The sequence below is a fragment of the Serratia sp. (in: enterobacteria) genome (assembly GCF_051654945.1).
Classification (GTDB): Bacteria; Pseudomonadota; Gammaproteobacteria; order Enterobacterales; family Enterobacteriaceae; genus Chania.
In genome coordinates, this window is sequence record NZ_JBOFZA010000043.1 from 1 (window position 1) to 13,356 (window position 13,356).

Genomic DNA, 13,356 nt, shown 5'->3' on the forward strand with positions numbered 1-13,356 from the left:
GGCTCGAACCTTTGACGGTTCTCATCCTTTACGATTCCACACTATACCAACTCTTCGAAAATTGGTGGGTCGTGCAGGATTCGAACCTGCGACCAATTGATTAAAAGTCAACTGCTCTACCAACTGAGCTAACGACCCAATTTCCTAGCTGCTTTAACACTTTGCAAGTTGTCTTGGCAACGGCGGCATATATTACTAATTTATCTCGGCAGCGCAACCTAAATTTTGGTGCAGTAGGTTCAACTGCTTGTTCTTCACGCGAATGAGCCCAGAATTCGGTCAAATCGACTAACTTCTGGGCTCATTTTTTTACTTACAAACTGGCTTCGCGTTTCTTGGCCTGCTTGGCCGCATCGCTGGTCGGGTACGATTTGATCACCTGCTGGTAAACGGCTTTGGCTTTATCAGCCTGACCTTTTTCCTGCATGATCACCCCAACTTTATACATTGCGTCCGGCGCCTTGGGTGATTTTGGGTAACTCTTGACCACCACTGCATAATAGTATGCCGCGTCTTCCTTCTTACCCTTGTTGTAGAACAACTGCCCCAGCCAATAGTTGGCATTAGGCAGGTAAGTGGATTTCGGATACTGCTTTATGAAAGCCTGAAAAGCGGAGATCGCCTGGTCGTACTGCTTTTTTTCCAGCGCCAGTGAAACAGCGGCGTTATAGTCGCTGTTTTCATCGCCCGTACTAGCCGCAGCGGCTGTCGCCCCCGCAGGAGCGCTGCCAGCGCCGTCAGAGGACGCCGCGGCGGCTGTACCACCTGCGGCCCCTGCTGCTGCGCCAGCGGAATTCTGTGCGCCACCCTGGCTAAGGCTATCCATCTGTTGATAGATCTGTTTCTGGCGTTCAACCACCTGATTCAACTGATACTGACTTTCCTGGATTTGCCCACGAAGCGTATCGATATCACGTTGATTGTCAGAGAGTTGTTGCTGGAGTTGGTTCAAAAGCTGGCCCTGAGCATTACTGATACGCTCAAGTGATGTGACACGGTCTTCGACCGAGCCGGAGCCGACATTACTGATTGGCGCTTGGGCAGTAGCGGCCCATGGGACCGCTACGCCAACCAGTAACGCCAGACTCAACAGGTGATGTCTGAGGTTACTGTTCATGCGATTCTCTTAGTAAACCAGAACTGCACGACGGTTTTTAGCATAGGCTGCTTCGTCGTGGCCCAGTACTGCTGGCTTCTCTTTACCGTAAGAAACGATAGAGATCTGGTCAGCAGAAACGCCTTTGCCTTGCAGGTACATTTTAACTGCGTTAGCACGACGCTCACCCAGAGCGATGTTGTATTCTGGCGTGCCGCGCTCATCCGCATGACCTTCAACAGTCACTTTGTAGGATGGGTTGTTACGCAGGAAAGCAGCATGCGCATCCAGCATCTGAGCGAACTCAGAGCTAACGTCATACTTGTCCAGGCCGAAGTAAACAATGTTGTTACGTTGCAGTTCTTGCATCTGCAAACGTGCTTGTTCTTCAGAAGACAGGTTGCTGCTGCCGTTTTCTGTACCAGTGCCAGCGCCCATACCGGATTGATCGTTATTCGCGCTTTTGTTAGAACTACAAGCCGCTACAGCCAGAACTGGCAGTGCCAGCAGAAGCCCTTTCAGCACTTTGTTCAGTTGCATTTCTTTGATCCTTTTATAGTTTTTGCCATACATATTTTACACATGCATCACAGATACGGCGACCAGGCAGGGAATTTGACCTGTCCATCGGTTGCCGGAAGACGCGCTTTGAAACGCCCATCAGTCGATACCAACTGCAGCACGGAGCCCATACCTTGCGTGGAGCTATAGATCACCATGGTGCCGTTTGGTGCGATACTAGGCGTTTCATCCAGGAACGTGTCCGTTAACATTTGAACGGCTCCCGATCCGAGATCTTGTTTGGCGATATGCTGAACCCCATTGTTGGAGCTCACCATCACCAGGAATTTGCCATCAAAGCTCACATCGGAGTCCTGATTCTGGGCTCCTTCCCAGGTTAGGCGCTGTGGTGCGCCGCCGTTAGCGCCAACCTTATAAATCTGTGGGCGACCGCCCTGGTCAGAGGTATAAGCCAGAGATTGACCATCTGGGAACCAGCTCGGTTCGGTGTTGTTGCTACGGCCATCGGTGATCTGGCTGATTTGGCCAGAGCCGAGGTTCATCACATACAGGTTCAGGCTGCCGGTTTTAGACAGCGCGAAAGCCAGGCGACTACCGTCTGGAGAGAACGCTGGAGCACCGTTGTGACGTGGGAATGAGGCAATCTGACGGATTGCGCCGTTAGCCAACGTCTGCACAACCAGCGCTGATTTACCGCTCTCAAAGGTTACGTAGGCCAGCTTGCTGCCATCTGGTGACCAGGCTGGTGACATCAGTGGCTCTGGTGAGCGATGCACTGGCACCTGGTTGTAGCCGTCGTAATCCGATACGCGCAGTTCATACGGGAATTTCCCGCCGTTGGTCTGCACTACGTAGGCGATACGGGTACGGAATGCGCCCTTGATGCCGGTCAGCTTCTCAAATACGCCATCGCTGGCGGTATGAGCCGCATAACGCAGCCACTGTTTGGTCACTTTAAACTGGTTCTGCGCCAACACGGTGCCAGGCGCGCCTGACGTATCGACCAGTTGGTAGGAAACCAGATAGCTGCCGTCGGCACCAGGCTGAACCTGACCAACCACGACGGCATCAATGCCCAGCGCAGTCCAGGCCGCAGGCGTAACTTCGGCCGCGGTAGTCGGCTGCTGCGGCATACGTGCCACATCAATCGGATTGAATTTGCCGCTGTTACGTAGATCTGCACCTACGATCTGGCCAACATCTTCAGGAGGCGTGCCTGGACCCGCCCATTTAAATGGCACCACGCCAATCGGGCGAGCGGAGTCGACCCCTTGGGTGATTTCAATGCGAACTTCCGCATGCAGCACGGACGCCCACAGAACAATAAGACCTAACGCTACTCGAAATGCCTGCTTCATCTCATCTCCCTTATCCAGGCGGGATGCCTGCGATAATTTAGCAGAATTTTAACAAACCAACGCCAACAAAACTACATATTCCCTGTTGGCTACCTTGGCACATCCATGCACTTTACTCGGTTAAAACAATCATTATTACGGCTTAAATGTAAGGGGAGCATTCTTAAATACCTCATACACTGCCTGGCTCGGTGGCTTAGGAATACGAGCCTGGTTAGCCGCCGCGATTGCAGCTTGGCACAAGGCGGGATCTCCCCCCTCAGCTTTTACGCTTTTCAAGAATCCATCTGGTGCTAGTTGAATACGTAAGTCACAAGTTTTTCCTTTGTAAAGGTCAGCATCATAAAACTTGTTTTCTATTGCCTGCTTAATCTGCCCCAGATAGCTATTAATTTCAGCACCACTTGCCCCCGCAGTCTTAGCATTACCCTGCCCTGCCGGTTTACCGTCACCTTTCGCTTTGGCAGCTCCGCCGCCTTTCGGCGCGTTTTTACCATCAGCTAAATCACCAAACAGATTATCTACGTCGGCTGACTGCTTAGCAGCTTCGGCGGCCTTCTTCTTGGCATCTGCGGCTTTCTTGGCAGCAGCAGCCTTCTCGGCAGCGGCGGCTTTTTTCGCTTCCTCTGCTGCGGCCTTCTTCTCGGCGTCGGCAGCGGCTTTCTTCTCTGCGGCCTCGGCAGCTTTTTGTTCAGCTGCCGCTGCGGCTTCTTTCTTCGCCTCTTCCGCCTGCTTCTTGGCAGCGGCGGCGGCGGCAGCTTCTTTCTTGGCTTGCGCCTCGGCTTTCTGCTGTGCGTCTGCCTGAGCCTTGGCTATTTTATCCGCCTCGGCTTTGGCTTTCGCCGCAGCCTGTTCGGCTGCCTTCTGTTGTTCTTTGGCCTTCGCCGCGGCGGTTTCTGCCGCTTTCTGCTGTTCAGCGGCCTGTTGCTGCTGCTCGGCGGCTTTCTTCTGCTGTTCGGCCTGTGCCTTGGCGTCCTGCGCGGCTTTTTCCTGCGCGGCCAAACGCTCTTGTTCCAGTTCTTTCAGGCGCTGCTGTTCCGCCGCCTGCTTCTGCTGCAGCTCTTCAGCCTGCTGCTCCGCCTTCTTCTGGCGCTGCTTTTCTGCACGCTGTGCATCGCTGCTCTGTTGCTGCTGGCGATTGTACTGCTCAACCACCGCCCCGGGATCAACCATCACGGCCCCAACTACAGAACCATCACCGCCGCCGCCTGCACTACTCATTTCAGTATTTTCGTACAGCGAACCCCAGATCAACAGGGCAATCAATAGAATGTGCAGAACCACCGAAACAATCACGGAACGGTTCAGCTTATCATTTTGCTCAGTTGCCTTTACCAAAATAGAATCCCAAAAACTGCTGCTTAAACGGGGTTCCTGCGCCACAGGGCAGGAACCGGGTTGCCACTGACCTTACGGTTAGATTGGCTGGGTCATCAACCCTACGGAAGCGACTCCCGCCTGATGCAGAATATTCAATGCCTTGATAATCTCATCGTACGGTACTTCCTTGGCCCCACCGATCAAAAACACCGTCTTCGGATTAGCTGCCAGACGCGACTTGGCCTCGGCCGCCACCTGCTCAGGCGGCAACAGCTCCATACGGTTGTGATCCACCACCAGGGTGTACTGACCCACGCCGGAAACCTCCAGGATCACCGGTGGGTTATCGTCGCTGGACACCGTTTTAGAATCGGTGGCATCGGGCAAATCAACTTCAACGCTTTGAGTGATAATGGGCGCGGTTGCCATAAAGATCAGCAACAGCACCAACAAGACGTCCAGCAGCGGAACAATGTTGATTTCCGACTTCAGCTCACGCTTGTTACGACCACGAACTCTCGCCATGCTACCTCCTACTTCTTATTTGCTGTCGCTGGAGAAGGCCTGACGATGCAGAATAGCGGTGAACTCTTCCATAAAGTTGTCGTAATTCTGCTCAAGCTTGTTAACGCGCTGGTTAAGACGGTTATAGGCCATAACGGCAGGGATCGCGGCAAACAAACCGATAGCCGTGGCGATCAGCGCTTCGGCAATACCCGGTGCAACCATCTGTAAGGTGGCTTGTTTCACCGCGCCCAGGGCGATAAAGGCGTGCATAATCCCCCACACGGTACCAAACAGGCCGATATACGGGCTGATGGAACCGACGGTGCCGAGGAACGGAATATGGTTTTCCAGCGTTTCCAGCTCACGGTTCATCGAGATGCGCATCGCACGCGTAGCCCCTTCAATCACCGACTCTGGCGCATGGCTGTTGGCACGGTGCAAGCGGGCAAACTCTTTGAAACCGGAATGGAAAATCTGCTCTGACCCAGTCAGGCTATCGCGACGTGCCTGGCTTTCCTGATACAGACGAGAAAGCTCGATACCAGACCAGAATTTGTCTTCGAAGGCTTCGGCGTCGCGAGTGGCCGCATTGAGAATGCGCGTCCGCTGGATGATGATCGCCCAAGAAGCCACTGAGAAGCATATCAAAATCAGCATGATAAACTTGACCAGCAGGCTCGCCTTCAAGAATAGATCTAGGATGTTCATGTCAGTCACTGCTTAAACTCCGCGACAATAGACTTAGGAAGCGCTATCGGCTTCATTTGGTGTGGATCAATGCATGCAATCAATACATCGGCCTGACTCAAAAGAGTACCGTCAGAATTAACAATGCGTTGAGCAAACGTAAGAGATGCCCCGCGTATCGAGGTGATATTGCTCTGCACTTCCAGCAGATCGTCAAGACGTGCAGGGAACAGGTAATCCACCGTCATACGCCGGACAGCGAAAGCGACATGGTCTTCACTGAGCAGCTGCTGTTGATGAAAGTTGTGCTGACGCAGCATCTCAGTGCGCGCTCTTTCATAAAAAGCGACGTAACGGGCGTGGTAAACCACACCACCGGCATCTGTATCCTCAAAGTAGACACGAACCGGCCATCGAAACAACTTATTACTCACTCGACTTCCCAGCAAGACAATTTGACGATTGCTACTATACGCAAGACGGATCGGGTTGGGAATGGGTTACTTAATGGGAATGAAAATAATTATGGGCCTGAACGGCCCATAATCAGGGGGATGCGTAATAGATTATAAAGAAACGTAAAGTAATCCTGCGGCCAGGATCACAATTGCAGGTAATGGCGCGAAAAATGCACGCCAAAACGTGCTCTGAGACCGGAAGCCGACACCGTGAACGATGCCCGCACACACCGCCCAGATCAGCAAGATGCCTTGCCAAATCTCTATCGAGCTGGTGTGTGCAGCAAAGCGGCTAGGATCCCAAAAGATACATCCCGCTAAAATCACCGCCAGTACCAATGAAAGGGCCCGAACCGGACCCTTGTCGGTGATGGCGTACAGCTTGTCAGCCAGTGACGAACTCATCACTTACCGTCTTGCTGCGCTTTTGAATCTTCACTGTGCTCAAGCGCCAGCGCCGTGATGATACCGAAGGCACAGGCAAGAAGCGTTCCGAGGATCCAGGCAAAATACCACATGGTTTAGCTCCTTTTGCTTAGTACAGCGAATGCTTATTTTTTTCGATGAAGTTCTTATCCAGGCGACCAAACATTTTGTAGTACGCCCAAGCGGTGTACGCCAGCACGATTGGCACGAAGATAATCGCAACAACGGTCATCACCTGCAGTGTGAACATGCTGGAAGTCGCATCCCACATGGTCAGGCTGACGTTAGGCACGGTGCTTGATGGCATAACGAACGGGAACATGGTTACCCCAGCCGTCAAGATCACACAGGCAATCGTCAGTGATGAACTCAGGAACGCCATCGCAGCTTTGTCCAAACGGGCAAACAGGATGGTGAACAGTGGCAGAACCACGCCCAACGCCGGCAGTGCCCACAGGATTGGATACTTGTTGTAGTTGATCAACCAGGCACCCGCCTGATGAGCCACTTCTTTACGCAGCGGGTTGGATTGCGCCGCCGTATCCAGTGCTGAGGTAACCACGAAACCGTCGATGCCGTTCACCAGCCAGATACCCGCCAACAGGAAGCATACGCCCATCACCAGCGCAGAAATCTGCGCCGCTGCGCGTGAACGCAGGTGGATTTCGGCAGTCGTACGCATCTGCAGGTAGGTTGCCCCCTGAGTCACCAGCATGGTCAGGCTGACAATACCGGCCAGCAAACCAAACGGGTTCAGCAGTTGGAAGAAGTTGCCGGTGTAGAACAGGCGCAGATATTCGTCGATATGGAACGGCACGCCCTGCAACAGGTTACCGAACGCGACACCGAATACCACCGCAGGCACGAAGCTACCGATAAAGATGCCCCAGTCCCACATGTTACGCCAGCGGCTGTTCTCCAGCTTCGAACGGTAGTCAAAACCGACCGGGCGGAAGAACAAGGAAGCCAGCACCAGGATCATGGCCACATAGAAACCAGAGAACGCGGCGGCATAAACCATCGGCCAGGCGGCGAACAGTGCGCCACCGGCGGTGATCAGCCACACCTGGTTACCGTCCCAGTGCGGGGCGATGGCGTTGATCATTACCCGACGCTCGGTATCGGTTTTACCGATGATGCGCATCAGAATACCGACACCCATATCGAAACCGTCGGTGACGGCGAAACCGATCAGCAGGATGCCAACCAGGAGCCACCAGATAAATCGCAGTACTTCATAATCAAACATATCTTGGACTCCTGTTTAGCGCGCTTCCTGCACGGCGGCAGTCGGTTGTTCAAAATGATAGCGGCCAGTTTTCAGGCTGCTTGGACCCAGACGTGCAAACTTGAACATCAGGTACATTTCAGCCACCAGGAACAGGGTGTACAAGCCGCAAATCAGCCCCATCGAGAACAGAATGTCGCCTGCGGTCAGCGAAGAGGTCGCGACTGCGGTTGGCAGCACCTCACCTATCGCCCACGGCTGACGGCCATACTCTGCCACGAACCAGCCCGCTTCTACTGCAATCCAAGGTAATGGCAGACCGTACAGCGCGGCACGCAGCAGCCATTTCTTCTGGCCGATACGACCACGTACGACGCTCAGGAACGACAGGCCGATAATAAACAGCATCAGCACACCACAAGCCACCATGATACGGAAGGCGAAGTACAGTGGAGCCACACGCGGGATAGAATCTTTGGTTGCCTGCTGGATCTGCGCTTCCGTGGCGTCGCTGACGTTTTCGGTGTAGCGCTTGAGCAGCATGCCATAGCCCAGATCCTGCTTGGTATCGTTGAACGCACTACGCACTGCCGGATCGGTATTGCCGCTGCGCAGCTCTTCCAGCAACTGGTAAGCCTTCATACCGTTACGGATACGCACCTGATGCTGAACCATCAGATCGCGCAGGCCGATAACCGGGGTGTCGATGGAACGGGTAGCGATCAGGCCGAGCGCCCAAGGGATCTGGATCGCGAAGGAGTTCTCCATTTTCTCCTGATTCGGAATACCGAACAGGGTAAATGCAGCCGGAGCCGGTTGAGTTTCCCATTCCGCTTCAATGGCAGCCAGTTTGGTTTTCTGCACGTCCCCCATTTCGTAACCGGATTCATCACCCAGCACGATCACGGAAAGGATAGCAGCCATACCGAAGCTGGCAGCAATGGCGAACGAACGCTTGGCAAAGGCGATGTCACGCCCTTTCAGCAGATAGTAAGAGCTGATACCCAACACGAACATCGCGCCGGTGGTGTAGCCAGAAGCCACGGTGTGAACAAACTTCACCTGTGCGACCGGGTTCAGAACCAGTTCGGAGAAGCTGATCATCTCCATACGCATGGTTTCGAAGTTGAAGTCGGAGGCGATTGGGTTTTGCATCCAGCCGTTAGCGACCAGGATCCACAACGCAGACAGGTTTGAGCCAAGGGCGACAAACCAGGTAACGGTCATGTGTTGGATCTTGCTCAGGCGGTCCCAGCCGAAGAAGAACAGACCAACCAGCGTCGATTCCAGGAAGAACGCCATCAGACCTTCGATAGCCAGAGGGGCCCCGAAGATGTCACCGACGTAATGAGAGAAGTACGACCAGTTGGTCCCGAACTGGAACTCCATGGTCAACCCGGTGGCCACACCCAGAGCAAAGTTGATTGCAAACAACTTGCCCCAGAATTTGGTCATATCTTTATAAATTTGTTTGCCGGACAGCACATATACCGTTTCCATAATCGCCAGCAAAAACGCCATACCCAGCGTTAATGGGACAAACAGGAAGTGGTACATCGCCGTTAAAGCAAACTGTAAGCGCGACAGTTCGACAATATCAAACATCTTGACTCCTTGCTCCTCGCAGGAAGACTCCGACTTGCGGTTATCGGTATTACTCCCGAAAGAGTAGCCGGTAACGCCCCGCAGTGAATGCCCTTAAACACAACAAAATTTGATCCAGCCTCTCCGCTTTCAACCGTACATTCAGTGCCAGACCACCAGGGGCAGGAGCAAAACGCACCAATGAAAACCGACAGCGGGTAACAAATGCAACAAGATCAACCATCCGTAATTACACAATGGCATGATACTCGCCAAAGCCCTCACAATAAATAGGTATTTACGTGACACAGGTTGGACTTTTGGCTACAGGTCAAAAATCAGCCTAAATAGGTAGTTAGGCCTATATTGATCCAGGACAATTTAAGCATATCTGCATATTATTTCCATATCGATTGTCGCTTTTCCGCTAATTTACCTAGTGTCATGTTAAGTAATTTCTCAATTGTTTTTTATTGGTATTTTTGTGTTAAATAAATGTGATTTAAAAGAACCCCCATTGTATTAATTAAGTCATTAACTGCGTCGTGTATTAACTTTTTATATTCAATGGCGATTGTAGTGAGTTAACTCACAAATCTGCTTTTTGCTAAGTAATCATAGACCATGTTGCGAGGTTGATCTCAGAAGCTGTAAATGCTGGGCTTCCCGTTATCAACTCTAGCACCAGCGCCTTGCAAAACACGTTTTGTTGTCAAACGCTTACATAAAAAAGGCCGCCCAATGGGCGGCCAAACATGTCGAGATAATATTATTTACTATGCGGTATTAACGATTCAGGATCGCTTTCACGGCATCACCGATATCAGCCAGGCTGCGTACGGTTTTCACTCCTGCCGCTTCCAGAGCCGCGAACTTCTCATCCGCAGTCCCTTTACCGCCGGCAATGATGGCACCAGCGTGGCCCATACGTTTGCCTTTAGGCGCGGTAACGCCAGCGATATAACCCACAACCGGCTTGGTGACGTGCTCTTTGATATAGGCTGCCGCTTCTTCTTCCGCGCTGCCGCCAATCTCACCGATCATCACAATAGCTTCGGTTTGTGGATCTTCCTGGAACAATTTCAGGATATCGATAAAGTTGGACCCCGGGATCGGGTCGCCACCGATACCCACGCAGGTAGACTGCCCCAGACCGGCGTCAGTGGTTTGTTTTACCGCTTCATAGGTCAGAGTACCTGAACGAGAAACGATGCCCACTTTGCCTGGCAGGTGGATATGACCAGGCATGATACCGATTTTACATTCTCCCGGGGTGATCACACCTGGGCAGTTCGGGCCGATCATGCGCACGCCAGCTTCATCCAGTTTCACTTTCACGGTCAGCATATCCAGAGTTGGGATACCTTCGGTGATGGTGATGATCAGTTTGATGCCTGCATCGATGGCTTCCAGAATGGAGTCTTTGCAGAACGGCGCAGGTACGTAAATAACTGACGCGGTAGCGCCGGTCGCTTCTACAGCTTCACGCACGGTGTTGAACACCGGCAGGCCCAGGTGCTGAGTGCCCCCTTTCCCTGGAGTTACGCCACCGACCATTTTGGTGCCGTAAGCGATAGCTTGTTCGGAGTGGAAGGTACCCTGGCTACCGGTGAAACCCTGGCAAATTACTTTGGTGTTCTTATCGATTAAAATGGACATTATTTACCCTCCACTGCCGCAACAACTTGCTGAGCCGCATCAGTCAGGCTGGTCGCAGCAATGATATTCAAACCGCTGTCCGCCAGTTTCTTGGCGCCCAGTTCGGCGTTGTTCCCTTCCAGACGCACCACCACCGGGACGTTAACGCCCACTTCGGCTACCGCGCCAATGATACCGTCGGCGATCAGGTCGCAACGGACGATACCACCGAAGATGTTAACCAGAACCGCTTTCACCTTGTCGTCAGACAGGATGATTTTGAAGGCTTCGGTCACGCGTTCTTTGGTTGCGCCACCGCCCACATCCAGGAAGTTGGCAGGTTCGCCACCGTGCAGTTTCACGATGTCCATGGTACCCATGGCCAGGCCGGCACCGTTCACCATGCAACCGATGTTGCCGTCGAGAGCAACATAGTTCAGCTCCCACTGGGCCGCACGGGATTCACGCTCGTCTTCCTGCGAAGGATCGCGCATTTCACGCAGTTCAGACTGACGGAACAGGGCGTTACCATCGGCACCCAGCTTACCGTCCAGGCAGATCAGATCGCCCTGCTTGGTCACCACCAGCGGGTTGATCTCAACCATCGCCAGGTCTCGTTCCAGGAACAGCGTCGCCAGCCCCATGAAGATCTTGGCAAACTGGCCAACTTGCTTACCGGTCAGACCCAGTTTGAACGCCAGCTCACGACCCTGGTAAGGCTGTGGGCCTGCCAGTGGATCGATGGTCATTTTGTGGATCAGCTCCGGAGTTTCTTCCGCAACTTTCTCAATTTCAACGCCACCTTCGGTGGATGCCATAAACACCACGCGACGGCTGGCGCGGTCAACAACCGCACCCAGATACAGCTCTTTGTCGATATCGGTGGCCGCTTCTACCAGGATCTGGTGAACCGGTTGGCCCAGCGCATCTGTCTGGTAGGTCACCAGGCGTTTACCCAGCCAGGCTTCGGCAAAGGCACGGATATCTTCTTTGCTGTTAACGACTTTAACGCCACCAGCTTTACCACGGCCGCCAGCATGAACCTGACATTTTACCACCCACGGGCCGGAGCCGATTTTAGATGCGGCTTCTTCTGCTTCGCGCGGAGTGGTACAGGCGTAACCGGTTGGTGCTGGCATGCCATACCGAGCAAACAGCTGTTTTGCCTGATATTCGTGTAAATTCATGATGTTCTATCCATTCAGGTCTGAAAGTTTCAGCCGGGTCATTTTTGCGGGTTCCCGCATGACTTGTCGGCCACATAGCACAGGGTGTGGGCGCGGCAACACCGCGCCCTTGCAGGGATTAAACGTCCAGCAGCAGACGAGCCGGGTCTTCCAGCATGTCTTTCACCGTCACCAGATAACTCACCGACTCTTTGCCATCGATCAGACGATGATCGTAAGACAGAGCCAGATACATCATCGGCTGGATCACCACCTGACCATTGACCGCCATTGGGCGATCCTTGATGGCGTGCATACCCAGGATGGCGCTCTGCGGTGGGTTGATGATCGGGGTAGACATCAGTGAACCGAAGACGCCGCCGTTGGTAATGGTGAAGTTACCGCCGGTCAGTTCTTCCACGGTCAATTTGCCGTCACGGCCCTTGATCGCCAGCTCTTTAATTTTCTTCTCGATGTCCGCCATGCTCATGGAGTCGACGTCACGCAGTACCGGGGTTACCAGGCCACGTGGGGTCGATACCGCAATGCTGATATCGAAGTAGTTGTGGTAAACCACGTCGCTACCGTCGATGGAGGCGTTCACTTCCGGGAAGCGTTTCAGCGCTTCGACGACCGCTTTGATGTAGAAGGACATAAAGCCCAGACGGACACCGTGGCGTTTTTCGAAGGCTTCACCGTACTGCTTGCGCAGATCCATGATCGGCTGCATGTTGATTTCGTTGAAGGTGGTCAGCATCGCGGTGCTGTTCTTCGCTTCCAACAGGCGCTCGGCCACGCGTTTGCGCAGGCGGGTCATCGGCACACGTTTTTCACTACGGCCGCCCAAGGCAGGCTGTGGCGCAGCAGCAGGCGCTGCCGCCGGTGCCGCTTTCTTGCTGGCGGCCAGGTGCGCTTCAACGTCTTCACGAGTGATACGGCCACCCACGCCGCTCCCTTTGATGGCGGCAGCATCGAGGTCGTGTTCGCCAATCAGGCGGCGGATCGCCGGGCTGAGTGCATCGTTGCTCTCTTCTTCCAGGCTGGCGGTCGCACGCTGTGCCGGAGTGGCCTCAACGCTCTGCGCCTTCACTTCGGTCGGTTTGCCAGAGCTATCGCCCTGACGGATGCGCCCGAGGAGCTGGCGTGAAGTCACGGTTGCCCCTTCGTCTTCCAGGATCGCTTCCAGCACGCCGGCTTCACTGGCTGGCACTTCCAACACCACTTTATCGGTTTCGATTTCAACCAGTACTTCGTCACGTTGGACGGTATCACCCGGTTTTTTATGCCAGGTGGCGACGGTTGCATCGGCAACGGATTCAGGGAGGTCAGGAACCAGAATATCTACGCTACTCATTAGCTTTCCTTT

General features: G+C 53.6%; 14 protein-coding genes and 1 tRNA gene. All 15 read right to left on the reverse strand.

All coding sequences use genetic code 11. The features are described 5' to 3' along the window. Nucleotides 1–62: 62 nt before the first annotated feature. The 15 genes from ACRDCA_RS06020 to odhB all read right to left on the reverse strand — a co-directional run bounded on the left by ACRDCA_RS06020 (nucleotide 63) and on the right by odhB (nucleotide 13,344). Nucleotides 63–138 (reverse strand) — tRNA-Lys (locus ACRDCA_RS06020). Between the two features lie 175 nt (nucleotides 139–313). After that, nucleotides 314–1,117: a cell division protein CpoB gene (gene cpoB / locus ACRDCA_RS06025; protein WP_438688725.1), complete on the reverse strand. Its 804-nt coding sequence runs from the start codon at nucleotides 1,115–1,117 to the stop codon at nucleotides 314–316. A gap of 9 nt (nucleotides 1,118–1,126) precedes the next feature. Continuing rightward, nucleotides 1,127–1,636: a peptidoglycan-associated lipoprotein Pal gene (gene pal / locus ACRDCA_RS06030; protein WP_021805257.1), complete on the reverse strand. Its 510-nt coding sequence runs from the start codon at nucleotides 1,634–1,636 to the stop codon at nucleotides 1,127–1,129. A 47-nt stretch (nucleotides 1,637–1,683) separates the two neighbouring features. Further along, a complete protein-coding gene (gene tolB, locus ACRDCA_RS06035) occupies nucleotides 1,684–2,976 on the reverse strand; it encodes a Tol-Pal system beta propeller repeat protein TolB (RefSeq protein ID WP_025120243.1) in 1,293 nt (430 codons plus the stop codon). A gap of 135 nt (nucleotides 2,977–3,111) precedes the next feature. Beyond that, entirely contained in the window at nucleotides 3,112–4,314 is a 1,203-nt protein-coding gene (gene tolA / locus ACRDCA_RS06040; protein WP_438688726.1) for a cell envelope integrity protein TolA, read from the reverse strand. 78 nt (nucleotides 4,315–4,392) lie between these two features. Continuing rightward, complete coding sequence (gene tolR, locus ACRDCA_RS06045) at nucleotides 4,393–4,821, reverse strand: colicin uptake protein TolR (RefSeq protein ID WP_021805261.1); 429 nt, start codon at nucleotides 4,819–4,821, stop codon at nucleotides 4,393–4,395. A 15-nt stretch (nucleotides 4,822–4,836) separates the two neighbouring features. Then, nucleotides 4,837–5,520, reverse strand: coding sequence for a Tol-Pal system protein TolQ (gene tolQ / locus ACRDCA_RS06050; protein ID WP_024483139.1), 684 nt, complete (start codon nucleotides 5,518–5,520; stop codon nucleotides 4,837–4,839). Next, nucleotides 5,517–5,924 (reverse strand): tol-pal system-associated acyl-CoA thioesterase, encoded by a 408-nt coding sequence (gene ybgC / locus ACRDCA_RS06055; protein ID WP_438688727.1) that lies wholly within the window; start codon nucleotides 5,922–5,924, stop codon nucleotides 5,517–5,519. Before ybgC ends, tolQ begins: the two co-directional genes overlap by 4 nt. 132 nt (nucleotides 5,925–6,056) lie before the next feature. Beyond that, complete coding sequence (gene ybgE, locus ACRDCA_RS06060; RefSeq protein ID WP_438688728.1) at nucleotides 6,057–6,353, reverse strand: cyd operon protein YbgE; 297 nt, start codon at nucleotides 6,351–6,353, stop codon at nucleotides 6,057–6,059. Next, entirely contained in the window at nucleotides 6,353–6,466 is a 114-nt protein-coding gene (gene cydX / locus ACRDCA_RS06065) for a cytochrome bd-I oxidase subunit CydX (protein ID WP_021805265.1), read from the reverse strand. Before cydX ends, ybgE begins: the two co-directional genes overlap by 1 nt. Before the next feature lie 17 nt (nucleotides 6,467–6,483). Next, nucleotides 6,484–7,623, reverse strand: a complete 1,140-nt coding sequence (gene cydB / locus ACRDCA_RS06070) for a cytochrome d ubiquinol oxidase subunit II (RefSeq protein ID WP_438688729.1) — start codon at nucleotides 7,621–7,623, stop codon at nucleotides 6,484–6,486. A 15-nt stretch (nucleotides 7,624–7,638) separates the two neighbouring features. After that, nucleotides 7,639–9,207 (reverse strand): cytochrome ubiquinol oxidase subunit I, encoded by a 1,569-nt coding sequence (gene cydA / locus ACRDCA_RS06075; RefSeq protein ID WP_438688730.1) that lies wholly within the window; start codon nucleotides 9,205–9,207, stop codon nucleotides 7,639–7,641. 765 nt (nucleotides 9,208–9,972) lie between these two features. Further along, complete coding sequence (gene sucD, locus ACRDCA_RS06080; RefSeq protein WP_024483143.1) at nucleotides 9,973–10,845, reverse strand: succinate--CoA ligase subunit alpha; 873 nt, start codon at nucleotides 10,843–10,845, stop codon at nucleotides 9,973–9,975. After that, on the reverse strand, nucleotides 10,845–12,011 hold the full coding sequence (gene sucC / locus ACRDCA_RS06085; RefSeq protein WP_004949756.1) for an ADP-forming succinate--CoA ligase subunit beta: 1,167 nt from the start codon (nucleotides 12,009–12,011) through the stop codon (nucleotides 10,845–10,847). Before sucC ends, sucD begins: the two co-directional genes overlap by 1 nt. Before the next feature lie 118 nt (nucleotides 12,012–12,129). After that, a complete protein-coding gene (odhB, locus tag ACRDCA_RS06090) occupies nucleotides 12,130–13,344 on the reverse strand; it encodes a 2-oxoglutarate dehydrogenase complex dihydrolipoyllysine-residue succinyltransferase (protein WP_438688731.1) in 1,215 nt (404 codons plus the stop codon). Nucleotides 13,345–13,356 lie beyond the last annotated feature (12 nt).